Origin of the sequence: Polyangium sp. y55x31 (assembly GCF_029946505.1) — a bacterium.
Classification (GTDB): Bacteria; Myxococcota_A; Polyangia; order Polyangiales; family Polyangiaceae; genus Polyangium.
This window is the reverse complement of record NZ_JARZHG010000008.1, coordinates 258,572-282,400: the sequence shown is the minus strand read 5'-3', so window position 1 is coordinate 282,400 and position 23,829 is coordinate 258,572. Positions and strand designations below refer to the sequence as shown.

17 protein-coding genes are annotated in these 23,829 nt (G+C 70.1%); 10 read left to right on the top strand and 7 right to left on the bottom strand.

The window, feature by feature from the left end; all coding sequences use genetic code 11:
• Positions 1-2: 2 nt before the first annotated feature.
• From QHF84_RS17740 to QHF84_RS17725, 4 genes are all read right to left on the bottom strand, one after another.
• Positions 3-605: a prepilin-type N-terminal cleavage/methylation domain-containing protein gene (locus tag QHF84_RS17740; protein WP_281314497.1), complete on the bottom strand. Its 603-nt coding sequence runs from the start codon at positions 603-605 to the stop codon at positions 3-5.
• Between the two features lie 189 nt (positions 606-794).
• Complete coding sequence (locus tag QHF84_RS17735) at positions 795-1,658, bottom strand: hypothetical protein (RefSeq protein WP_281314496.1); 864 nt, start codon at positions 1,656-1,658, stop codon at positions 795-797.
• Positions 1,659-1,668: 10 nt separating this feature from the next.
• Complete coding sequence (locus QHF84_RS17730; protein ID WP_281314495.1) at positions 1,669-2,514, bottom strand: hypothetical protein; 846 nt, start codon at positions 2,512-2,514, stop codon at positions 1,669-1,671.
• Between the two features lie 13 nt (positions 2,515-2,527).
• Entirely contained in the window at positions 2,528-4,942 is a 2,415-nt protein-coding gene (locus QHF84_RS17725) for a TonB-dependent receptor (protein ID WP_281314494.1), read from the bottom strand.
• A 170-nt stretch (positions 4,943-5,112) separates the two neighbouring features.
• On the opposite strand from QHF84_RS17725, the gene QHF84_RS17720 reads away from it, so the two are divergent.
• From QHF84_RS17720 to QHF84_RS17700, 5 genes are read left to right on the top strand one after another with little or no spacing between them, the layout of a single operon-like run.
• On the top strand, positions 5,113-5,745 hold the full coding sequence (locus QHF84_RS17720; RefSeq protein ID WP_281314493.1) for a TetR/AcrR family transcriptional regulator: 633 nt from the start codon (positions 5,113-5,115) through the stop codon (positions 5,743-5,745).
• 4 nt (positions 5,746-5,749) lie between these two features.
• Complete coding sequence (locus QHF84_RS17715) at positions 5,750-7,675, top strand: acyl-CoA dehydrogenase family protein (RefSeq protein WP_281314492.1); 1,926 nt, start codon at positions 5,750-5,752, stop codon at positions 7,673-7,675.
• A 5-nt stretch (positions 7,676-7,680) separates the two neighbouring features.
• Complete coding sequence (locus tag QHF84_RS17710; RefSeq protein WP_281314491.1) at positions 7,681-8,571, top strand: MaoC/PaaZ C-terminal domain-containing protein; 891 nt, start codon at positions 7,681-7,683, stop codon at positions 8,569-8,571.
• On the top strand, positions 8,568-9,989 hold the full coding sequence (locus tag QHF84_RS17705; protein WP_281314490.1) for a 3-oxoacyl-ACP reductase: 1,422 nt from the start codon (positions 8,568-8,570) through the stop codon (positions 9,987-9,989). Before QHF84_RS17710 ends, QHF84_RS17705 begins: the two co-directional genes overlap by 4 nt.
• A gap of 13 nt (positions 9,990-10,002) precedes the next feature.
• Positions 10,003-11,298, top strand: coding sequence for an acetyl-CoA C-acyltransferase (locus QHF84_RS17700; protein WP_281314489.1), 1,296 nt, complete (start codon positions 10,003-10,005; stop codon positions 11,296-11,298).
• 64 nt (positions 11,299-11,362) lie between these two features.
• Here QHF84_RS17700 and QHF84_RS17695 read toward each other — a convergent pair whose 3' ends face one another.
• The 3 genes from QHF84_RS17695 to QHF84_RS17685 all read right to left on the bottom strand — a co-directional run bounded on the left by QHF84_RS17695 (position 11,363) and on the right by QHF84_RS17685 (position 15,385).
• Positions 11,363-12,277, bottom strand: coding sequence for a hypothetical protein (locus QHF84_RS17695; protein WP_281314488.1), 915 nt, complete (start codon positions 12,275-12,277; stop codon positions 11,363-11,365).
• Positions 12,278-12,375: 98 nt separating this feature from the next.
• On the bottom strand, positions 12,376-13,581 hold the full coding sequence (locus tag QHF84_RS17690) for an MFS transporter (protein ID WP_281314487.1): 1,206 nt from the start codon (positions 13,579-13,581) through the stop codon (positions 12,376-12,378).
• Positions 13,582-13,816: 235 nt separating this feature from the next.
• A complete protein-coding gene (locus QHF84_RS17685) occupies positions 13,817-15,385 on the bottom strand; it encodes a PGRS family protein (protein ID WP_281314486.1) in 1,569 nt (522 codons plus the stop codon).
• A gap of 225 nt (positions 15,386-15,610) precedes the next feature.
• Here QHF84_RS17685 and QHF84_RS17680 point away from each other — a divergent pair, with 225 nt between their 5' ends.
• The 5 genes from QHF84_RS17680 to QHF84_RS17660 all read left to right on the top strand — a co-directional run bounded on the left by QHF84_RS17680 (position 15,611) and on the right by QHF84_RS17660 (position 23,821).
• Entirely contained in the window at positions 15,611-16,756 is a 1,146-nt protein-coding gene (locus QHF84_RS17680) for a hypothetical protein (RefSeq protein ID WP_281314485.1), read from the top strand.
• Between the two features lie 36 nt (positions 16,757-16,792).
• Positions 16,793-17,632 (top strand): hypothetical protein, encoded by an 840-nt coding sequence (locus QHF84_RS17675; RefSeq protein ID WP_281314484.1) that lies wholly within the window; start codon positions 16,793-16,795, stop codon positions 17,630-17,632.
• Positions 17,629-18,348: a hypothetical protein gene (locus tag QHF84_RS17670; RefSeq protein ID WP_281314483.1), complete on the top strand. Its 720-nt coding sequence runs from the start codon at positions 17,629-17,631 to the stop codon at positions 18,346-18,348. The genes QHF84_RS17675 and QHF84_RS17670 overlap by 4 nt, the downstream gene beginning before the upstream one ends.
• 1,123 nt (positions 18,349-19,471) lie before the next feature.
• Positions 19,472-19,759, top strand: coding sequence for a hypothetical protein (locus QHF84_RS17665; RefSeq protein WP_281314482.1), 288 nt, complete (start codon positions 19,472-19,474; stop codon positions 19,757-19,759).
• Positions 19,760-19,891: 132 nt separating this feature from the next.
• Positions 19,892-23,821: a serine/threonine-protein kinase gene (locus QHF84_RS17660; protein WP_281314481.1), complete on the top strand. Its 3,930-nt coding sequence runs from the start codon at positions 19,892-19,894 to the stop codon at positions 23,819-23,821.
• Positions 23,822-23,829: the final 8 nt, after the last annotated feature.

The window sequence follows — 23,829 nt, the reverse complement described above, 5'->3', positions numbered from 1 at the left end:
ACTCATTCGTCTTCGTTTGCCACGAAGACCTGCGTGGAGAAGCGGAGCTGGCCGGTGGGCGCGTCGCGCGTGCCGGTGATCGTCAACGTGCTCACGGACAGGTCGCCGTCGAGGTCGCCCACGGCGGCGACCTCGACGCCCGTGACGCCGGGATCGGGCCCGCCGAGGGGCGGGCCGAGATACGCTTGCCCCACGGAATACCGATACTGGTAATACGTCGGGTCATCGAGACCGAAGCGGACGCAGCGCCAGCAACACTGGTCGAAGTCCTTGCCGTTCAGGTTTTCGGGCTGGTATTTTCGGGCCGCGGGGACGTTTTGCGGGGCGATGCACGTCATGGTGCCGCCGCATTCGGGGCACCAGGTCGTGGTGCTCGCCTCCGAGAGGCTGCCGAGGGGGAGGACCTCGCTCTTCGCGGCGCGCTCGGTGAGCATTGCAATGCCGCGTGCAATGGCGCCGATCGTCTGCTTCGCCTCGCTGACCCTCGCCGCCGCGAGGTAACGCCGTACGCCGAAAATGGCGAGCGCCGCCAGAATGCCGATGACGGCGACCACGATCATCAGCTCGACCAAGGTGAAGCCTCGGTCCTCCCTCCGCCGCTTCATGTTCTACCTTCCCCTGGGTGGCGCGCGTGAAGCACGTCACGTGCCATCCCCGCATGGTCCTGGATCCTGCGCTTTCTTGCAAGAAAGCGGAGCGGATTGCCTGACGCGCGCTGCGGCGCGTCAGGGTACGGTGACGAAAATCGTCACTCCCAGGACGAGGGGGTGACCATTTCCGTCAGGGGAAAACGGTCATTTCGGATCCGTCGCGAGGCACTCGCCCTCACCGCGGAAATGACCCACGGTGCGGGAGAGGTCCGTGACGAACGCGCCGAGGTCGTTCACGTCGCCGGCCGCGCCCGTGCCGTAGGCGCCGTCCGCGGGATCGATGTCCACGAGCTTTTTGGCGGCGAGCTCGGCGAGCGTCACCTCGCCGTCGTTATCCGTGTCCGCCGAGGCGAAGGCGTTGAAGCGCAGCTTTGCGTTCGGCGATTGCAGGTCGTCGTAGAACAGGTGATCGCCGTGGATCGTGATCTCGACATTGTCGGTGCCGCCGTTCGTGACGAGGACGCCGACCGTCTCGCGGCCGTCTTTCTCGCCTCGGCAATCGGTGTAGGCCGTGGGCACGCCGAAGCCCCAGCGGAACGTCTTTTTCACGGCGCCTTGCGTGGCCTCGCCCTCGGCCCAGATGGCGTATTTGCCTTGCTTCATCGCGTCGAGGTCGGCCGCGGTCGCGCCGTCGCCGAGCTCGGTATCGCCCCCCGCGGGGCGAATCTCGAAGCTCACCTTCGTCCAGGGCTTGGGCTCGAGATTCGCGAACGTGGCGAGCGGCTTGACCCCCGGGGCTACGTGATCGACGAGCTTCGTTTTGGTGACCTCGAAGCCGGGGGCGCCGGAATCGTCGGCGATGCGCACGCCGCCGAGAACGACGAGAAACTTCGAGAATTTGATCGCCCAGCCGTCTTCGAATGCGGACGCTGGGATCTCCTCCTCGATGTACCCCTCGCCCCAGGTCGTGAACACCACGTCCCCCGTGCCCGCGGTCTCGTCGGCACCGCAGCCGGCGAGGAGCGCGGCGGCGAGGCAAAGGTGCGTCATGCCAAACAGACTCTTCATGTGTTTCTCCTCAAGGTGTCGAATACTCGAAGGTCACGGCGGACCCTTTTTTGAAGCCGCGCGTGATCGCACGGAAGGCCAGGCCGTCCCGCGGCAGGACCACGGGCGAACCGTCCGGGCTCTCCGGAACCGCGTCGAATTCGGCCTGATCGAGCCATACGCTCGGCGCGACGTGGATCGTGATGGTCCCGTCGTTTTGCACGTCGGGCTCGCCCTCGAAGGCGCACCCTTCGAGGCGCGGCTCGCCATAGGCGTCGAGGACGTCGGCGGCATCGGCCTCGACGCGGAAGATTCGCGTCAGCGTGTCCTTTTGCGCCTCGCCTTCGAGCACGACGACGTGCCCCGCGAGCGCATCCTTCGCGCCACCCGTGGGCGCGGGCTCGTACGAGAAGCGCGCGGAGCGGTACAGGCCCGATACGCCCTCGCCGGGCGGGAGGTCCGCGGGGCCTTTCGCGAGGTCCACCGAGGACGAGGCGAGCACCTGGCCCATCGCGTCGCCGGCCTGGTAATGGCCGGGGTGCGCGTGGGCCAGGCCGAGGCCGAGCAGACGCGCGAAGTTATCGTGCGGGCGCGGGGGCGTGGCTGAGGCCGAGAAGATCGGCGCACCATTGAAGTAATAAAGCGGGCCGATCGAGACGGCGGCGAGCGAGAGGCGGATCGACCAGCCGTACGCATTGACGAACGGGGCGTCGATCCCGTCGTCGGCGACGACACGCGTCTGCAAGGCGACGCGCTTGCCGCTCGTGGTCTCGGCGGCGCCGCATGCGGAGGCGAGGGCGGCCGCGGCGAGGGAGAGGCCGACCAGGAAAAACCCGGCGACAGACGAGAGGCCCAGACGAACCATCGAGAGTTTCATGTGTTCCTCGCTTCTAGAGGTGGAGGGACAAGGTGCCCATCAGGGTGCGCGGCGCGCCCACCGTCACGTGATTGAGCGGCACGAGCGAGGGCGCCCCGCCGCGCGTGAAGCTCGAAGCGTAGGTGAACTGGCCGTCGTACCATTTCGCGTCGAGCAGGTTGTAGACGTCGAACTCGAGCTCGACCTCGCGGAGCCGGGCGCCGATCGTGGCGTCGGCAAGGAAGATGTCCCGGCCAAACTCGGCGAAACGCAGAGGCCGGGCGCCGAGGTAGGCGAGGCCGACGCCGATCTTGCCCACGAGATCACGGCCGAAGAGGCGGGCGAGGCGAGGCGTGAGCGCGACGTCGGCGCGCGCGACGAGCTGCGGCGTGTAGGGGACGAGCGAGCCGATGGCTGCCTCGGGGCCGGCTTCGGTGAACGAGGCGCGGGTATACGTGACGCTGCCGCTCTCGACGATCCACGAGCGCGGGCGGAGGACGAAATCGAGCGAAAAGCCGGTGCGCTGTGTGGCGGAGACACGCTCGTAGGCGACGGCCTTTTCATCGAAGACGAGGTCGTCGGAGAGGCGGGTGTGAAAGGCGGCGAGGTTCGCCCGCATGCGGTCGCCGTCGGCATAACGAAGGCCGGCCTCGAAGGAGCGCACGGTGGTGAAGGGCGTGCGTTCACCGTCGCCGAGGGTGCGGGCCTGCGGAGAGCGAAAGCCGTCGCCATAACTCGCGACCGCGTGCAGGCCCGGGAGCAAGGTGACGTCGACCGTCGCTTTTCCTCCCACGCGCGCGCCCATGGCCCCGCGCGCCGCACCCGCGCCCTCGCCCGAGGCGAGATCCGTGACGCCATAAAAGAGCCCGTCGACACGAACGCCGCCGCGGATCACCACGCGGCGGAAGGGCCGGAGCGAGGCGTCGACGTATCCAGCGACGTCGGCGGCGCGGACGTGGGCCAAGGCGAGCGTTTCCGTGACGCGATCGGTGACGACCGAGAGCCGGCGCTGCGATTGTTCGATCGTGTCGCCGCGGGCCTGGACGCCGATTTCGAGGGCGTCTTCCGGGGAGAAGATCGGCGTCTTGCGGTGGTAATGTGTGGACAAACCGAACGTCGTCGCCTCGTTCGTCTGCTGCTGCGAGTCGCCGTCGATCGGGTCGAGGAGGAACCCCGTATAGTTGGCGCGGAGGCGGAGGCCACGCGCGACGAAATAAGGCGTGAAGGAGAAGCGCGCTTTGCCGCTGTCGTCGTCGTGATCGAGGGAGAGGACGACCTGGATGCGGGTCGAGTCGCCGCCCTGGCGCGCGTCGTAGGTCGCGAATCGATCGACGAGGCCACGCTCGATGTCGTCGAGGCGGAGGACACCCGGCGAGGAGAATCGCGCCGCATAGGCCGAGGCCATCACGCGGGCCGAGAGGTTCGTGCTGATCGGAAAGACGTGCTGGGCCATCGCGGAGGCCCGGCGCGCGGCGCGCGAGGGGCCGAATCCGTCGGTGCTTTGCGCCTCGAAGGCGGCGAAGGTCGCTTCGGTCGTGCCTGCGGGGCGATAGGCGAGGAAGAGGCGCCGTTCGCCGTAGGTGCCGAGGCCGAGGGACGAGGTAAAACCCGTCTCGGCGAGGCCGAGATCCATTTCGATGGTGCCCGCGACCGCGAAATCGCCTTGTCGCGGGTCGTAGGGCCCGGCCTTCGCGCGGACGCTCTTCACGACCTCGGGCATGACGAAATGCAGGTCGGCATAACCCTGGCCGTGGATGTTCGAGACCTCGTTGACGGGCGCGCCCGCGACGCGCAGCTCGAGATCCTGCCCGTGGGCCGCGTCGAAGCCTCGCAAGAAGATCTGATGCGCCTTGCCCTGGCCGCCGTGTTGCGTGATGAAGACGCCGGGGACGACGCGCAGGAGATCACTCGCCGTGCGATGCGGCGCCGCTGCGAGGACGTCGCGCTTTTGCACGACTTCGGAGGCGCTGCGCGGCGGCCCTTCGCCGCGAACGGTCACGGCAATCGGAGGCGGAGGCGGGGGCGGCGGCGGATGCGGATGCGGATGCGGGGGCGGATCCAGGAGGCCGGGCGCGGGTTTGTCCGCCGGTTTGTCCGGTGGTACCTCGGTCACGCCCTCGAATCGGGCGATCATCCGGATTCGCGCCTTCACGGGCGCTCCGCTCCGGCGCGCGGGCTCGAACGTCCACTGCGCCGCGGCGCGGATCGCCTCGGCGTCGAAGGCCGGCGAGACGCTCGCCTCGATCTCGATCGCCACGGCCCGGCCGTCGGGGCCGACGGTGATCAAAAGCGGGACGATGACGTCGTGCGGCTCCGCGCGGCCACCGGGCCACGCGGGCGCGGGCTGGCTCTTCGGCACGGGCGGCGTGACCTCGTCGTGCGCGCGCGCGGGCCAAGCGACGAGCCATGCCAGAAAGAGGGACGAAGGGAAAAGGAGGCGCGGACGCAAGCGAGGTTCCCGTGCCGAGCTGGTAGCACGAGTGCGTCGGGTCGTGCTACCCATTTCGTGTCCTCGCGGGACGTACGCCCGACCGCGCGCCCCGGCTCCATGACGCGGTACGTAAGACCCCGCTTGACCGGGCGCTTACCAACTGGTAGGGAAGTCCTGACCGGATGGTTTTGGCTCGATCTTCCGACCCCGACGTGCCGCGCGCCATCGTCGCCGCGGCGACGCGCCTCTTCGCGGCGCAGGGCTTCGACGCGACCAGCTTGCAAGCGGTGGCGGACGAGGTCTCGCTGACGAAGCAGGCGGTGCTGCATCATTTCCCGTCGAAGGAGCACCTTCGTCAGGCCGTGCTCGACGCGATCCTCGCGCACTGGAACGATACGCTGCCGAGGCTTTTGCTCGCCGCGGCGGCGAGCGAGGATCGTTTCGAGGCGGTCTTCGGCGAGCTTTCCGCGTTCTTCGCAGCGGATCCCGATCGCGCGCGGGTCGTCTTGCGCGAGGCGCTCGATCGGCCCGCCGAGATGCGGAAGCTTTTGCGAGGGCCCGTGCGCCCGTGGCTCGAAGCGGTCGCGGGGTACATTCGCTCCGGGCAGGCCGCGGGAAAACACCACGCCGACGTCGATCCGGAGGCGTACGTGGTGCACGTGATGCTTTTCGTCATCTCCGCGGTCGCGACGGCGTCCGTGATGCAAGGGGCGCTCGACGACGACGCGCGCGCCCGCAGCGATCGTGAGCTCGCTCGAATCGCGCGCGCGAGCCTGTTTTCCCCCGCCCGGTCGCGCGGCGGGGCCCAACCGAAAAGGTGAATCCATGGCCAATTTCTTCACCGACAACGACGACCTCAGGTTCCATTTCGAGGAAGGCGTCGACTGGGCTCCGCTCGTGGAGGTGACCGAGCTCGGGTATCGAACCGAGGACGGCTTCAAGACGCCCCACGAGGCCGTGGCCTTTTATCGCGAAGTGGCCGAATCCACGGGCGCGCTCGCCGCCGAGCAGATCGCCACGCGCGCCGCGGCGATCGACCGCGAGGACACGCACCTCGAAGGCGGCGAGGCGATCGCCGGGCCGGCGATGAACCACGTCTTCGAGGCGATCAAGGCGGCGGAGCTGCACAGGCTGTGCTTGCCGCGCGAGCTCGGCGGGCTCAATGCGCCGCTGCTTTTGTATTTCCTCTCGGGGGAGATGATCGCGCGCGCCGACGTGTCGGTGATGACGCATCACTCGTTCCACGGCGGGATGGCGATGGCGATGCTCGCGTATTCAATCTACGAGGGGTCGACGGCGCTCGATCCGGCGCGCGGGCGGATCGAGTCCACGCGTTTCGCGAGCGCGATCGAGGAGATCGCCCGCGGCGACGCCTGGGGCTGCATGGACATCACCGAGCCGAACGCGGGCAGCGACATGGCCGCCTTGCGCACGCGCGCGGAGCTCGGGGCCGACGGTCGCTGGTATCTCTCGGGCCAGAAGATCTTCATCACGTCGGGGCACGGAAAATACCATTTCGTCATCGCGCGGACCGAGGAGGCGAAGGACCCGGACGATCCGTTCGCGGGGCTCGGCGGGCTCTCGATGTTCCTCGTCAAAGCTTATGACGATCTGCCGGACGGGACGCGCAAGCGGTACGTGACGATCGATCGCGTCGAGGAAAAACTCGGGCATCACGGGTCGGTGACCGCGGCGCTCTCGTTCGACAACGTGCCGGGGGAGCTCGTCGGCAAGCGCGGCGAGGGGTTCAAGTACATGCTCGTGCTCATGAACAACGCGCGCGTCGGCGTGGGGTTCGAGAGCATCGGGCTCGCGGAGTGCGCGTATCGCATGGCGAAGGCGTACGCCGAGGAGCGGCGCTCGATGGGCAAGCCGATCGCGCGGCACGAGATGATCGCCGATTACCTCGACGAGATGCGCACGGACATCCAGGGGCTCCGGGCGCTCGCGGTGGACGCGGCGTACAGCGAGGAGATGGCGCAGAAGCTCGTGCTCTTCGAGCGATTCTCGGCGGGGCTCGGGCCGGCCGAGCGGGAGCGCGTGGCGCGGGAGCTGCCGCGGTGGCGGGCGCGTTCGCGCAGGCTGACGCCGCTGCTCAAATACCTGGCCGCGGAGAAGGCCGTGGAGATCGCGCGGCGCGCGATCCAGATCCACGGGGGCGTCGGGTACACGAAGGATTACGGCGCGGAGAAGCTCTTGCGCGACGCGCTCGTGATGCCCATTTACGAGGGGACGAGCCAGATCCAGGCGCTCATGGCCATGAAGGACACGCTCATCGGCGCCATCAAGCGGCCGCGTGATTTCCTCGGGCGGATCGCGGACGCGCGGCTCGGCGCGCTCACCGGGAAAGACGAGCTCGATCGGCGCCTCGCGCGGGTGCAGGGGTATTCGCTCTCGGCGCAGCAGCACCTGCTCACGCGCACGGCCGCGGGCAAGCTGCGGACGCTTTCGGTCGTGCCGTTCGCGGGCTGGCGCGACGCCTTGACGAAGGGCTGGGATCCGAAGCGAGATTTCTCGCTCGCGATGCTGCATGCCGAGCGGCTCATCCGGCTTCTCGCGGACGAGGCCATTGCGGAGATCCTGGTCGCGCAGGCGAAAAAACATCCGGCGCGGCGGGAGCTCGCCGAGAGGTATCTCGATCGGGCCGAGCTCCGGGCGCGCGCGCTCCACGAAGAAATCACCACGACGGGCGGGCGCATCCTCGCGATGCTCTCGCCCGAGGCCGAGAAGCAGGCCGTCGCCGCGGAGTAAAACCCATGGGTGTCTCGACGAAACACGTGCTCTCGCAGCTCCCGGTGCTGCGAGGAATGGGGCAGGCGGCGCTCGCGTCGGTCATGCGCCGGCCGGCGAGCGGAATCGACGCGGAGCGAGGCGGCTGGCTGGAAGAGGAGATCGCGCCGCGGCCCGCGGATCTCGTGCGGGATTACGTGCGGCACGTGGGCGGCGATCCCGCGTGGTATCGCGGGCGCTTGCCGGCGCACATGTTCCCGCAATGGGGATTTCCCCTCGCGGCGCGGGCGCTCGCGGTGCTGCCCTATCCGCTGAGCCGCGTGGTGAACGCGGGCTGTCGGATCGAGCAACGCGCGATGTTGCCGGCGAACGAGCCGCTGCGCGTGCGGGCGCGGATCGATCGCGTGGACGACGATGGTCATCGGGCGCTCGTGACGCAGGTCATCGAGACGGGCACGGAGAGCGCGGGGATGGCGCTCGTGGCCGAGATGCGCACGTTCATCCCGCTCGAAAAGCGCGAGGGCAAGGAGAAGAAGGCGCGGCCGACGGTGCCAGCGAACGCGCATGAAATCGCGTTTTCCCGCATCCCGGCGAGCGCGGGGCTCGATTTCGCGAAGCTCACCGGGGATTTCAATCCGATTCACTGGATCGCGCCGTACGCGCGCGCGGCGGGCTTCCGGTCGTGCATCCTGCACGGGTTCTCGACGCTCGCGCGGGCGATCGAGGCGTTGAACCGGGCGCGGCTCGCGGGAGATCCGAGTCGACTCTCGGTCATCGACGTGCGATTCACCCGGCCGCTCGTCCTGCCCGCGCGGGTCGGCGTGTACGTGGATCAGAATCGCGGGATCTGGGTGGGGGACGCGAACGGCGGCGGGAGTTATCTGGAAGGTCACTTTGAAGCGGAGAAGGGGTCATGAGTGACGTTTTGCTGGAAATTGGTAGGAACGCCCGGGCGCGGGCGGTCGTGAACGCGCTCGGTTTGCCCATTCCGCTGCCCGTGCCGCTCCGGCGCGCGCGCGGGCCCTGGCGCGAGAGGCCGCTCGCGGACGCGAGCGTGGTCGTGGGCGCGTCGGCGGGCGCAGAACTCGCGCCGGTGATCGCGGAGACGCTCGCGGCGGCCGGGGCGAATGCGTATTTGACGGGGTCCGACTCGATTGCGCCCGCGTTCGTGGAGCCGGGCGAAGCGTACGGCAGGCCTGCGCGGGCGCTCGCGGCGCTCGGCGAGAACGAGCGCGTCGCGGGCGTGGTGTTCGACGCGACGGGGCTCCGGGACGTGGCGGGCCTTCACGCGCTGTACGAGACGTTCCACCCGCTCGTCAGCCGCCTCGCGCGGTCGGGCCGCGTGCTCGTGCTCGGGCGGCCGAGCGGGAAGGGGCCGGCGGCGGCGGCCGCGCAAGCCGCGCTCGAAGGGTTCGTCCGGAGCGTGGCGAAGGAGGTGGGCCGCGGGGGCGCCACGGCGAACCTCGTGCGCGTGGAGAAGGGCGCCGAGGCGCGCCTCGGGCCCGTGCTTCGATTCTTGCTTTCGCCGCGATCGGCGTTCGTCTCGGCGCAACCGTTCGTCGTCGATGCGCGGACGAAGGTGTCCGAGGAAAACCCGCCGTTCGTGCGGCCGCTCGAAAAGAAGGTCGCGGTCGTGACGGGCGCGGCGCGCGGCATCGGCGCGGCCACGGCGCGGCGGCTTGCCGAGGAGGGGGCGCACGTGGTTTGTTTGGACAGACCCGGCGACGATGGGCCGACGAGCCAGCTCGCGCGATCGATCAACGGGACGGCGCTGCTCGTGGATCTCGGGGCGGACGATGCGCCCGCGCGGATCGCGGACGTGGTGCGATCGCTCGGCGGGCTCGATGTCGTCGTGCACAACGCGGGGATCACGCGGGACAAGACGCTCGGGCGGATGAGCGAGAAGCAATGGGACGAGGTGATCTCCGTGAACCTCGGCGCGGTCGTCCGGACACACGAGGCGCTCGAGCCGCTGCTGCGCGAGGGTGGGCGCGTGGTGTGCCTGTCGTCGATCGCGGGGATCGCCGGGAACGTCGGGCAATCGGCGTATGCGGCGTCGAAGGCGGGGATCCTCGGGTTCGTCGCGGGGCTCTGTCCGATCCTGGCGGAGCGGGGAATCACGGTGAATGCCGTTGCGCCGGGGTTCATCGAGACGCGGCTGACGGCGGCGATCCCGGTGGCCGTGCGTGAAGCAGGGCGGCGCCTCGCCGCGCTCGGGCAGGGAGGTTTGCCCGAGGACGTGGCCGAGGTCATCACGTTCCTCGCGAGCCCGGGGGCCGCGGGGATCACGGGGCGGACGGTGCGGGTCTGCGGAGGCGCGCTCATCGGCGCGTGAGGGGAACATGGGGATGAGCGGAAAAACAGGGCGGCGGGCGGTGGTCGTGGACGGGCTGCGAACGCCGTTCGTCAAGGCATTCACGGATTTCACGAAGCTCGACACGATCGCGCTCGGCGTGGCCGCGACGCGGGGGCTTTTGAAGAAGGCGAACCTCGGGCGGCGGGACGTCGCGTCGATCGTGTGGGGCGGGGTCATCCTGCCGGGGACGGCGCCGAACGTGGGGCGTGAGATCGCCCTGGATCTCGGGCTGGATCCGGCCTGCGAGGCGATGACCGTGACGCGGGCGTGCGCGTCGGGGCTGCAAGCGGTGACGCTCGCGGCGGCGGCGATCGAGCGCGGCGAGGCGGACATCGTGATCGCGGGCGGGAGCGATTCGACGAGCAATGCGGAGATCAAGCTGCCGCAAAAGGTGGTGCACGCGCTCGCGCCGGTCGCGCTGGGGAAAGCCGATCCGAAGGCGATCCTCGGCGCTGTCGGAAAGCTCGCGCCGTTCACGGACATCCTGCCGACGCGGCCGAAGATCGCCGAGCGGACGACGGGCGAGGTGATGGGCGAGGCGGCCGAGAAGATGGCGCGGCGGAACGAGATTTCCCGCGCGGCGCAGGACGCGTTCGCGGCGCGCTCGCACCACCGCGCGGCGGCGGCGATGGCGTCGGGCCGGTTCGACGAGGAGGTCACGCCGGTCGAGACGAGCGAAGGGAAATGGGTGCACGCCGATGGCCTCGTGCGCGCCGATACGAGCGAGGAAAAACTCTCCAAGCTCCGGCCCGTGTTCGCGAAGGACGGGACGGTGACGGCGGGCAACGCGAGCCCTCTGACGGACGGCGCGGCGGCGGTGCTCCTGATGAGCGAGGAGAAGGCGCGGGCGCTCGGGTTCGCGCCGCGGGCGGCTTTGACTTCGTGGGCGTACGTGGGCGTCGATCCGGCGGATCAATTGCTCATGGGGCCGGCGCTCGCCATTCCTAAGGTGCTCGATCGGGCGGGGCGAACGCTCGCGGAGATCGATCTCGTGGACCTGCACGAGGCGTTCGCGGCGCAGGTGCTGTGCGTGCTGAAGATGCTCGGCAGCGCGGCGTTCGCGCGAGAGCGGCTCGGCAAGGGCGAGGCCGTGGGCGAGGTGGATCCGGCGCGGCTCAACGTGCACGGCGGATCGATCGCGCTCGGTCACCCGTTCGGCGCGACGGGCGCGCGCATGGTGACGACGATGGCGAACGAGCTCGTTCGGTCGGACAAACGGACGGCGCTGCTCGGGATTTGCGCGGCGGGCGGGCTCGGGGCGGCGGCGTTGCTCGAGCGGATCGATTGACAGAGCGCCGAACCGTGCGGGCTTTGCCCGGACGAGAGGGGGACGCGAGGCGTCCCCCTCGGGACTAGGGACTGCAATTCGTGTTCTTGGCGAACCAGCCCGCGAGCTTGCCCTCGGACTCGACTTTGTCGAGCTGTTCGAGGACCGGCACGGGGCGGAATGCGCCGTCGTCGCGCATCTGTCGATACACGCGGATGGCCATGCGCAAGCCCTCGACCTGGGCGGTCGTCGAATCGGCGCGCGGGTTCTCGATCAGGTGCGCCGCCACGCCGAGGATCGTGTAACCGAGGAGGATCGTCGCCGGGCCGGAGTGGCTCTTCGCGTTCGGGCCGTCGATGTAATCGCGGAACCACGGGCAGAGCCGCACGTCGATGTCGGGGCTCTCGCTGGCCCATTCGACCGCATTGCCGAGGTGCTCGCGGCTCGCCTCCGAGAGCGGCGCCTGGCTCATCTTCTTGAACACGGCGGCGATCGCGAGGAGGCGCGGGCGCGGCAAGGCCTCGCCCGGCGGGCCGAACGGGTTTTCCGCCTCGCGCATCTGATCGAGGCGCTCCTCCGCGGCCGGGCAGCCGTACATGTCGACGAAGATCTCGACTTCGCCGTCGGGGCATTCGACCACGTACCTGTCGATGATGTGCCCCGTGTGGTTCGCGCCGACGTTGCCCGAGCGCGCTTGTTGCCCTTTGCGGGGATCGGCGCCGAGCGGCTGCGAGCCGTCCTTGCACGTGTACTCCGAGACGAACGCGTAGCTGTCGACGGGGCCGCAGCGAGGGACCGGGTGCTCTTTGTCACGGCCGAGGCTCGGGTCCATCGGGGGCGGCCGTTTCGCCGACTTCTTCGGTGCCTCCGGGTTCGTGTCCGGGTTCGCCTCCGCGTCCGCGGCGGTCTGCGGCGGGGTCGTTTGCGCGCCTCCGCCGCAGGCGATCGTGAACAGGGAGAGGCCGATTCCAGCGATGGGGAAGAGGAGTCGTCGGAGCACGGGGGACCTCGTGTTCGGGGGAAACCGCATGGTACAGGGAGGCAGCCCACCGGTGTCACTTTTTTCTGGGCGCGCGGATGTCGAGCCGGCGCCGCGCGTCAGGGTTTTTCGGTGGGAGCCGGAGAGGGCAGGTTCTTGCCCCAGGCGAGCTGGCAGGCCGCGACGACGAAGCAGAGCACGAGGCAAATGAGCCAGAAGACCGGGAGGCCCGTCTTCGGCAGGAGGCGCATGCTGATCGAGGGAGCGCCCATCGCGCCGAAGCTGAAGGTGAGCGAAAAAGCGCCCTGATAACGGCCGCGGAGGTGCATCGGCGAGAGGTCGGCGACGATGCTCGCGTTCACGGGCGCGAAGATGATCTCGCCCAGGGTCCACACGGCGACCGTGGCCATGTAGGCCGGGAGCGTGGTGGCGAGCGCCATGGCCCCGAAGCCGAGGCCCGTGAGCGAAGAGGCAACCGTGAGGAGGACGCCGCGCGGGATGCCCTTCACCCACCGCGTGACGAGCGGCTGGAGGAGCACGATGAGCAAGCAATTCGTGGCGACCGTCGCGCCATAATGCTCGGTGGTGAGGCCCTTCTGGCGCATGTCCTCCGGCATGGCCGAGAGGTGCTGGAAAAAGACGAGCGTGAGCGCGAAGTTGCAGAGGAGGAACGGGAGGTATTTTCCGTCGAGGAAGGGCGTGAACACGCTGCCTCGTTTGTCGTCGCGTGCCTCCGCGGGGCGGCTCTCGGGGACGGAGCGCCAGATGATCGCGGCGAGGACGAGCGTGGTGAGCGCGTCGCCGATGAAGAGCGCGAGGAAATTGCGCTTCGCCATGAAGCCGCCGAGGACGGCGGCGAACGCATACCCGAGGTTCGCGGCCCAGTATTGCAGGGAAAACGCCTTCACGCGGTGCTCGGGCGGCACGACGTCGGCGACGAGGGCCTGGCTCGCGGGGCGGTACATGTCCGAGAAGAAGCCGAGGAACAACGTGGCCGAGGCGAGCTGCCAGAGCTCGCGCGCGAAGCCGAGTCCCATCATGAACGCGGAGCTCGTGACGAGCGCGAGGAGCATGGTGGCGCGGCGGCCGAGGCGATCGGCGAGGGCGCCGCCGAGCATGGTGCCCCCGAGCGAGCCGGCGCCGAAGAGCGAGGCGACGAGGCCCGCGGTGGGGAGGTCGAGGCCGCGCTGCTGCGTGAGGTAAACGAAGAGGAGCGGGACGACGAAGCTGCCGGCCCGGTTGACGAGCATGCCGGCCCAGAGCGACCAGAATGCCCGGGGCAAACCCTCGGTGATGCCAGCGAAGCGTACGGCGAGGGCGCTCATGTCCTAGCAGCCTGTGGACTCATCTGCTGCGCGCCCCGAATCGTCGGTCGACATCGCTCGAAATCCTTCAGGATTCCTCGCTCCGTCGCCCTAGCTTCGGGGCGCTCGCGACGATGATTCCACAGGCTGCTAGCGCCCGATTCCCGCACTGTCGCCAATGCCGACGGCGATGAAAAGATTTTCACGATTGGCGAGGACGGTGCCCCGCACGCACGGGCACGTCAAGCGCGGAGCATCAAAACGATCGGACGGCCGCGCCGAGGCCGGGCGCGCCGCGGTTGCCCGCGACGTCGAAGTCGCCGCCCTTGCCGCCCTCGCCGGGTTTGCCCGTGGCGAGCGAGACGGCGCCGCGGAGCTCGGGTTCGGCCCCGGCGTAGGCGATCACGACGGCAGGCCCGCCGAGGCCGCCGCCGCCGGGGCCACCCTTGCCGCCCGTTCCGCCCGCGCCGCCGTGGCAAGCGTCGGGCGCGGAGACGCCTTTTCCGGTGCCGCCCACGCCGCCCATTCCGCCCTTGCCGCCGGGCTGGCCATCGGCGCCGTCACCGCCGCGGCCGCCCCGATGGGCCGCGACGCGTCCGTCCCAGAGCACGATCGTTGATTCGATGCTGGCAATGCCGATGCTCGCGCCGCCGGGACCGCCGCCCATGCCGCCATGTCCGCCGCAGCCGCCGGTGCCGCCGCTTCCGCCGCTCGCGCCGGCCCCGGGGGTCGCATTGGCGCAAATCGAGGCCGCGCCCCGCGCGCCCCCGGCGCCGCCGCCGCCTTGTCCGGGCAAACCAAAGCCGCCGGTTCCGCCCGCGATGCCGAAATACCCCGTGGGGCCGAGCCGGCCGAAGCCCGCCGCGCCCGTGCCGGGCGTGCCCCGCGATCCGTCGTTGCCGGGCGTGCCCTTTCCGGTCGTGCAGCTCCAGCCGCTCCCCGCGTCCCCGGCGCCGCCGAGGCCGAAGCTCGGCGCCGCGGGCGTGCCGACTTCGCCGGCCTTTCCGGGGGTCGATTGCAATGAATCCGGCAGGATCGCGCCGCCGTCGCCGCCTTGCCCGCCGATGGAGACGCGGCCGCCGTCGCACATGCGCTCGACGCGCGCGCCGCCCGGGGTCCCGAGGTCGGGATCGGCGACGCAGGCCGCCTGGCCATCAAAACCGGGGTAACCGTCGAGCGTGGGATCGTATGGGAGGCTCGTGCCATTCTCGCCGTCGGCGCCCGCGCCGGCGCGCACGTCGCAGCGACGGAGCTCGACGCGGGTGTGGTCGGCGAGCAGGGCGATCGACGATCCGCCGGGGCGGGTCGCGTCGGCGGCGAAGACGGCGAGGTCCTCGATGCGACTCGTGCGCGGGCCGGGCGCGAGCACGAGCGGGACCTCGTCGGGCGAGCCGTAGAGGCGGGTCTTCTGGGTGTTGTCTTGCCAGCGATACCCGTCCTGGCAATCGAGGCCGCCGAAGATGCTGGCGCCGGCGGGCAGGACCAGGCGTTCGAAAAAGTCTTCGGCGCAGGTATAGATGGGACGTTCGGCGCCGGCGATGAGGGCGGCGCGGGCGAGGGTGCGGAAAGGTTTGTCCTGGGTGCCGGGGTTGTCGTCGTCGCCGAGGGTCGCGGAGACGAAGACGCCGCAATCGGCGGGGACGGGTCCGTCGTTCCAGGCGGGCACGCAGCGCGGCACCACGTAACGCTCGCCGGTGGCCCTCGTCTCGCAAATGGGGCCGTCCGTGCATTCGGCGTCGGGAGCCGGGGCGCAGCTCGCGCCGAACGCGAGCAGGGCGAGGGGCAAAAGGGCGAGGCGTGCGGCCCCGCCGAGGTTCGTCGGCATGATCGATCGCTTCCGGATTGGGCTTTGAAATGGAGAGGACGGCGCTCGCAGCGAGCACGCGTCCGGGGCCCTCGGGGGCCGCCGGGCATCGCATCGCGAGCGCCGACGATTTGGATGACGAGGCAACGGCGCGGTTGCGGAAATCGCGGAAGGACCGCAAGGCCAGGAAGGCGTGTTCGGGACGATGTTGACGGGCAAGAGACGGTGCTCTAGACAATGGAATCAATGAAAAAGGTTCTCGTCGGGACGTCGTTGATCCTCGGTTTGTGGGGCACCACATCCGGCTGCACGGACGAGGGTGAAGCGGGGTACACGACGTCGGGCAGCACGAGCGGGAGCGCGGGAGCGGCAAGCTCAGGCGCGGGCGCCGGGACGGGGACGAGCACGGGCACCGGCGGCGCAGGTGGCGTCGGGGGCGGAGGCGGGAGCGGCGGCGCAGGCGGGAATGGCGGCGCAGGCGGGAGTGGCGGCGCGGGCGGGAGCGGCGGCGCGGGCGGGAGTGGCGGCGCAGGCGGCGGGGCTGCGATCGACCCGAGCGATCTGAAGGCATCGGTCGCCTCCGGATATGTCGAGCTCTCGTGGGTGAAATCGAGCAAGCCCACGTCGAGGATCGTCCGCGCGGAGAACGGGATGCCCCTCGGCCCGGAGGATCCGAGCGCGACGGTGGTCTACGAGGGCGCGGCGTCGGCGGCGAGCGAGCCGCTCCGCAATCTGGTGGCCACGACGCCCGAGGCGCCGCGCACCTACCATTACGCCGTGTACGGCTGCGACGCGCCGGGGAGCTGCGGGGGCGGGGCGGCGACGGCCGAGCTCGCCGTGACGATCGGGCAGGCGCTCGTCGGCGGCGGGTACAACCTCGTCTTTCGCCACGCGGCCGCGGACGTGTGCCAGGACAATCTGGCGCTCGGGACGGCGGCCGAGACGTCGTCGCCGGATTGGTGGAAGAGCTGCGATCCGGACTGCGCGACCGCGACCGCCCGGCAGCTCAACGCGACGGGCGTCTCCCAGGCCGAGCAGATCGGCCTGGCGATGAAGAGCCGCGGCTTTCCGTTCGGGCGCGTGCTCGCGAGCGAGTTCTGCCGGTGCGTGACGACCGCCGACCTCATGAACCTCGGGCCGGCCGTCGAGGAGCGCAGCGACATCACCTATTACGTGCACGACGAGGGGAACCGCTGCGCGAGCACGATGTCGCTCGTAGCGACGGAGCCGCCCACGGGTACGAACGTGGCCATCGTGGGCCATTCCGGGTTCAGTTGCGCGCTCCTCGACACGCTCGCGTGGGGCGAGGCCGCGATCTACAAGCCCGATGGAAACGGCGGGTCGATCTACATCACGCGGGTCGATTCGATGAGCTGGCTCTCTTTGCAGTAACCTCTTTCATCGGGGCCGGGCCCCGGGCAGGCGACGATGACGCCGATGTTTTCCTTCGAGCCAAAACGAAAAACGAGGGTGATCGTCGGGCTCGCGTTCCTGCCGTTCGCCTGCGGCGCCTTGTTTTTTCTGGGGGTGTCTTTGCGGACGGCGTCGATCGGGTCGCGGCTCGGGGCGCACGCGGAGCGAAGGACGGACGATGGGCCGATGGCGATCCGCGGCGAGCTTTCGCTGCTCAAGGCGTCGTCGTCCTCGCCGCTCGGCGCCCCCGCCGCGGGCTGGGTCGGGGCCGTCGGGCGCTTGTCCCCGAGCGGCGACGGCCGATTCGAGGTTTCATGCGCGCTCGGGAGCTTCGAAGACGTGGCCGTGCGAAGGAACGACGGTTTCGCATTCCGGCTCGCGTTTGCCAAGACGAACGAGCGGGTACGGATCGACGAAGAGGAGGGCGCGACATGGCTCTTCGGCTCCGATCCGCGGGTGGGGATCGCGATCGGAGGGCTCTCCGCGACGGGCGACGCGCCGGGCCGGTGGATGAAGGAAAAGGAAGCGACGGGGCCCGGCATTCCGCTTTCGATCCGGGAGGCGTGCGGGAAAGAGCTCTCCACGCTGGGAGATTCGGCCGTCTACCGGGAGCGTGTCCTCGCGGAGGGGATGCCGGTGACGGTGCTCGGTTGCAAGCAGACGAATGACATCGTGCCCTGCCGGGACGGCCTGGATTTCGTCACGATTCATCCGCTCGATCGCGCCAAGGAGCGCATCGGGGGGCGAATGAGCCCGCTTCTTTTTCTTGGCGGGCTCTTTTCGCTGGTCGTGCTCTCGGCGGCCGGCTTCGGGGTGCTCTCGCTCGCGAGCCGCACGCGGAGGAGCTTCCGATGATCCTCACGTTGCTCGGGGCAGGACTCGTGGTGGCCGGGAGCGCGCTCGTCTTTCGAGCGCGGGAGAGCGCGGCGCTCGTGCTGGAGGTGTGGCGGCGCCCGACGAAGAAGATCGCGGAAATCGAGCCCGGGGTGGTGGAGCTCGCGGGGACGATTTCGGCGGCGGAGGAGCCGATCGACGGGCTCGCGCGGAAGGGCTGCGTCGCCGTGCGCACCACCATTCGAGGTTTTTCCGGGGACGGGAAGCGGCGCGCGCGGCTCGGGGAGCGGTCGATCCTGCGCGCGTCGCGGGTCGCGCTCCGCGATACGAGCGGTACGTGTGTGGTCGATCTCGGGGACGCGGAGGTGGTGGGGGACGAATGGGTGTCGCCTGCGGTGCGCGTGGAGGAGGCCCTGTCGTCGTGGCCGTCGTGGGCGCGGGATCTGGTGCCGCCCGGCGCGACACACGTGGAGGTCGAGGAGGCGGTGGTGCCAGAGGGCGCCGACGTGATGATCACGGCCATGACGCGGAAGCAGGAGCGCGTGGACGGGTTTTACAGGGACGCACGGGCGCGCTGGGAGCTCGGTGGATCCGAGGAGATGCGAAGCCTCGTGACGGTGGGAGGGCAAACGCAGCTCTTCCGGCGGACGGGCGGGGCCGTGGCGTTCGCGGTGGTGTGCGGGCTCTTGCTGGTCGTGCAGGGGATTGCGACGATCTTTTCGGGGATCCAGCTTTGAGCCGGATGGGCGGGCTCGGCGCGCGCTAGGGTCGTCAGCCTTTTTGGAAGGGTGAAAGGGAGACGTCGGAGCGCGCGGAATCGGGGTGGGAGGCTTCGGAGACGAGCGCGTCTTCGCGCGGAAACGTGCGGGGAGGGGTCCACGGGAGGATCCGGGCGAGGCGCGCCGCGCGGGGAGGGGTCTCCGCGGGAATTTCCCCGCGGGGAGGTCGGGGGGAGAGGCCCTCCCCGGGGGATTTTGTCGCCGGGGGGCGGGCGTGGGAGGGGTCCCCGCGGAGAATTGCAGCGCGGATCCTCGACGGGGAGGGGTCCCCGGGGGGAGCGCGGAGCGAAAATCTTCGCGGGGAGGGGTCCCCGTGGGGAGCGCGGTTCGGTTCGGTCCAGTGGGGAGGGGCGCCGTTGACAGGGGTGACCGCTGTGACCTGTCATCGTGGGCATGGACCAGGGAAAAAAGCCAACGCACCGGGGAAGGTCGGTGATGGACCGGGGAAGGTCGGTGACGGGCCGGCGAAGGTCGGCAAGGTGGGGGGCGGACCTGCGCTGCCTTGACAGGAGTTTCGATGTCCCTGCTGCCATCCAGAATAGTGAACCTTCCGCGTTTGCGAGCCCTCATTTTCCTCGGCCTCATCGGTTGCATGACGCTCTCGCTCATGCCGCTCGGCCAGGATTTACCGCCCTTCGGGGCCGGATGACCGGCCGAGCATCCCTGACGCCACCGCAGAGCGCCTCAGGGAATGTGTGGATGAGCTCAGCGGCGATATCAACCCCGGACACTACACGCTCGACGCCTCGGTGGAGGTCGACCAAGAAGGCCACGTGGTGGAGGTGGAGACGACGGGCCAGCCCAATCCGGACGTTGGGGTTGCATGCGGATGGCCCTGCGAGGGATGACCCTCCCGAAGGAGCTCCTCACGAACCGGAAGCTGCGCATGGGCAAGGTGTCCGCGTCGGCGGACGGGCAGGCGATGCCGGGACGGGGGCAGATTGGGGAGGTCGTGATCATCACGATTGTGACCATTACTGCTCGGGGTCGCCAGGCCTGCCGGCCCCAGGAGGCGGTCGGTTCAGGCGATGCATGCGAGAGTGCATGGAGGCAGAAGGGTGTTCATTCTAGGAGTAGGGCTATGAAATTAGGCACGGTGGAAGCTGCGAGAGTCGTGCGCGACGCCAGCATCGAGGCAATGGATGCTCTCAATTCGGTGGTGGTCGAGATCGCCCCGCTATTGTCGGAGGCCAACAGCAAGGACCTACGATTGGCGGTCGCAAAGAGCATGACGGCGATACTCGAACATCTCGTGAACCCCGCGCTGGAAGAATATCCAGAGCTCGAAGTAGATGAGGACACCTGGGGGGATATTGCGAGAGGTAGGGCCAGGGCGCGGCTGGCCTCTTCCGATTCACCAAACGAATGATCGCCATACCCTCCGCTGGTCTACGCGCCCTCCTTTCGCTCGCGGTCCCGGACTGAGCCGGCTCACGGTCCCCCAGGCCGGTCGAAAAGCTGGCCTTTTCCCGCGCTTCGCGCTACCCGTCGGGCTCCCAGCATGAAACCCGGGGACGTCGTCGCGGATCGGTTCGAGCTCGAAAAAGTGGCGGGCTCGGGCGGCATGGGGAAGGTGTTCCGCGCGAAGGACCGCAGGACGGGCGGGCTCGTCGCGCTGAAGGTGCTCTGGGCCCACGCGCACGCGGACACCGAGACGCGCTTCGTCCGGGAGGCGGAGCTGCTCGAAGGGCTCGATCACCCGGGGATCGTGCGGCACGTGGCGCACGGGCTCGGGCCGGAAGGGGAGCCGTGGCTCGCGCTCGAGTGGCTGGAAGGCGAGACGCTCGGTGATCGGCTGAAGCGCACGGGGCTCGATGCCGCGGAGAGCGTGGGCGTGGCGCTGCGCGTGGCCGAGGCGCTCGGGGTCGCGCACGCGGCGGGGATCGTGCACCGGGATCTGAAGCCGGCGAACATTTTCCTCGTGGGGCAGAGCGCCACGGACGTGCGTTTGCTCGATTTCGGGATCGCGCGGGTCGAGGGCGGCGAGGCGCTGACGCACTCGGGATACGTGATCGGGACGCCCGCGTACATGGCGCCGGAGCAGGCGCGGGGGTCGAAGCGGATCGATGCGCGGGCGGATGTGTTCGCGCTCGGATGCGTGCTGTTTCATTGCCTGACGGGGCGGCCGCCGTTCGCGGCGGAGGAGATGCACGCGGCGCTGCTGAAGGTGGTGCTGGAGGAGGCGCCGCGCGTCTCGTCGATGCGGCCCGGGGTGCCGGAGGCGCTCGACGCGCTCGTGGCGCGGATGCTGGCGAAGGCGTCGAAGGATCGGCCGAGGGACGGGGCCGCGGTGGCGGCGGAGCTCGCGGCGCTCGGGATCATCGCCGATACGGACGCGATCGAAGCGAGCATGCGGCCGAGCGGGTTGACGGGCAAGGAGCGGCGCGTGGTCTCGCTCGTGCTCACGAAATTGCCGCCGGGCGAGCGGGCGCCGAAAGCCGGGGAGAGCGGGGTCTTCGCGCCGACGCTCGAGCTTTCGGGGGCGGACACGGCGATGGACGCGGGCGGCGGGCGGGCGAGGTCGCTCGGGGCGATCGTCGAGCGATATGGCGGGCGGCTCGACGCGCTTTCGGATGGGACGCTCGTCGTGAGCCTTCTATCGACGGGCGCGGCGACGGATCAGGCGGCGCGGGCGGCGCGATCGGCGCTCGAATTGCGGGCGGCGCTGCCGGAGGCGCCGATGGCGCTCGTGGCGGGCGCGGAGGTGTCGTCCGAGGGGCTGCCGATGGGCGCGGTGATCGAGCGGGGCGTGAAGCTGCTCGGGAAAAAGGCGCCGGCCGGGAAGGCGCCGCCGATCCGGCTCGACGACGTGATGGCGGGGCTGCTCGACGTGCGGTTCGACGTTGACGGCGACGAGGGGGGCCTGTATCTGCGCGGCGAGCGCGACGTGACGGAGGCGGCGCGCACGCTGCTCGGGCGGCCCACGCATTGTGTCGGTCGCGAGAGCGAAATGGCGATTTTGATGGCGCTCGTCGACGAGTGTTTCGACGAGCCGCTCTCGCGCGCCGCGGTGATCCTGGCGGCGCCGGGCATGGGCAAGAGCCGGCTTCGGCACGAGCTCTTGCGCAAGGTGCGCGAAAAGCGGGATTCGGTCGGGGTCTGGGTCGGGCAGGGCGATCCGATGAGCCAGAATTCGCCGTTCGCGCTGGTCGGGCAAATGCTGCGCGGGCAGGCGGGGTTGTCCGGGGGGATGCCGCTCGACGTGCAGCGGCAAAGGCTGCGGGCGCGGCTCGGGCGGCACCTCGCGGGAAAGGAGCTCGAACGGGCCGTGATGTTCCTCGGGCCGCTCGCGGGCGTGCCGCCGGCGGACGAGGAGAGCATCGAATTGCGCGCGGCGCGGCGGGATCCTTTGCTCATGGGCGATCAGATCCGGGCCGCGTGGGAGGATCTCCTGCGTGTCGAGACGGAGGAGCGGCCGGCGATGCTCATCCTCGAAGATTTGCATTGGGGGGACCGGCCGACGGTAAAACTCGTCGACGAGCTGCTCCGCGCGTTGCCCGAGCGGCCGATCTTCGTGCTGGCGCTCTCGCGGCCCGATTTGCCGGAGGTGTTCCCGCGGCTCTGGGAAGGGCGGCCTTTGCAGGAGATCCGGCTGAAGGAGCTTTCAAAAAAGGCGGCCGAGCGGCTCGTGCGGGAGGTGCTCGGTGATCGGATCTCGGATGCGATGGTGGCGCGGCTCGTGGAGCGGGCCGGAGGAAATGCGTTTTACCTGGAGGAGCTGATCCGCGCGGCCGAGAGCGGGCGGGCCGCGGAGCTGCCGGAGACGGTGCTGGCGATGGTCGAGGCGCGGCTGATCGCGCTTCCGGCCGAGTCCAGGCGGCTCTTGCGCGCCGGGAGCGTGTTCGGGCAGGTGTTCTGGCGGGGCGGGGCCGCGGCATTGCTCGGCGAGGGGCCGCGGGAGGACGCGCTCGGGCCGATGCTCGTGGATCTCTGCGCGCGTGAGCTCGTGGTGAAGCGGCCGCAGAGCCGTTTTCCCGCGCAGGAAGAATATGCATTCCGGCACGCGCTCGTGCGCGAGGCGGCGTATGCGGCGCTGACCGAGGCGGATCGCGCGCTCGGGCACGAGCTCGCGGGGGCGTGGCTGGAGGAGGCGGGGGAGCGGGACGCGGTTGTCCTGGCAGAACATTACGAGCGCGGAAGGGCGCCGGCGCGGGCGGCGGCGTGGTACCGGCGGGCAGCGGAGCAGGCGCTCGAAGGGAACGATTTCCGGGCGGCGATCGAGCGGGCCGAAAAGGGGACGCGGGGCGCGTCGCCCGAGGCGCGCGGGGAGCTCGCGTGGATCCAGGCGGAGGCGTATCGCTGGCTCGGGGAGGCGGCCGAGGCCTCGGCGCGCGCGGCGAGCGCGATGAAAGCGCTGCCGCGAGGCAGCGGGGCGTGGTACGGGGCGGCGGCGACGGCGGCGTCGATGCTGGTCCGGCTCGGGCAGAGGGACGCGCTGGAAGAGCTCGCGGAGGAGGTGCGCGCGCCGGGCGCGGAGGCGATGGGCGCATCGGCGCCGGCCGTGAGCGCGGTGGCGCACGTGGCGGCGTCGCTGCTTCATGCGGGGGAGCACGCGGCGGCCGAGGCGCTCATCGGGCAGCTCGGAATGGCGGCGTGGCCCATTGCGGAGCGGGATCAGGGGGTTGCGGCGCGGCTGTATGCGCTGCACGCGTCGCGGGCGCTCTGCGCGGGGGATCCGGCGGCCTCGCTGCTCGCGACGGAGAAGAGCATTCCGGCGTTCCTCGCGACGGGCAACCGCAGGGACGCGTGCGTGGCGCGCGTGAACGCGGCGCACGCGCGGATCCAGCTCGGTCTCTTTGCCGAGGCGGAGCGGGATCTCGTGGAGCTGCTCGGCGAGGCGCGGCGGCTCGGGCTGTACAACGTGGCGGCGCTCGCGAAGCAGAACCTCGGGCCCGCGCTCGCCGCGCGCGGGGCGCTCGGGGAGGCTTCGCTTCATTTGCGCGAGGCGATGGCCGATTTCGCGCAGCAATCGAACCGGCGGCAGGAAGGGCGGGCGCGGATTTACCTGTCCGCATTGCTGCTCGCGCGCGGGGATCTGGAGGCGGCGGAGATCGAGGCCGAGGGCGCAGCCGAGGCGCTCGCGGCAATCGGGCCGCTGCGGGCGTTCGCGCTGGCGGCGTGGGCGCGGGCGCTGCTCGCGCAGGGCAACTGGCCGTCCGGGCTCGGCATTGCAGGGGCGGCGATGGGGCTCTTCGCGTCGCTCGGGGGGATGGAGGAGGGGGAGGCGCTGCTCCGGCTCGTGTATGCGGAGGCGCTGATTGCGTCGGGGAGCACGACGAGCGGCAAACATTCTATTTTCCAGGCGCGGACGCGGCTCCTCGCGCGGGCGAACCGGATGACGGACGGCGCGATGCGGGAGAGTTTTTTGGAGCGCGTGCCCGAGAACGCCCGCACGATGGAGCTCGGGCGCGAGCTCGGCGCCGGCGCCTGAGAAGTGCA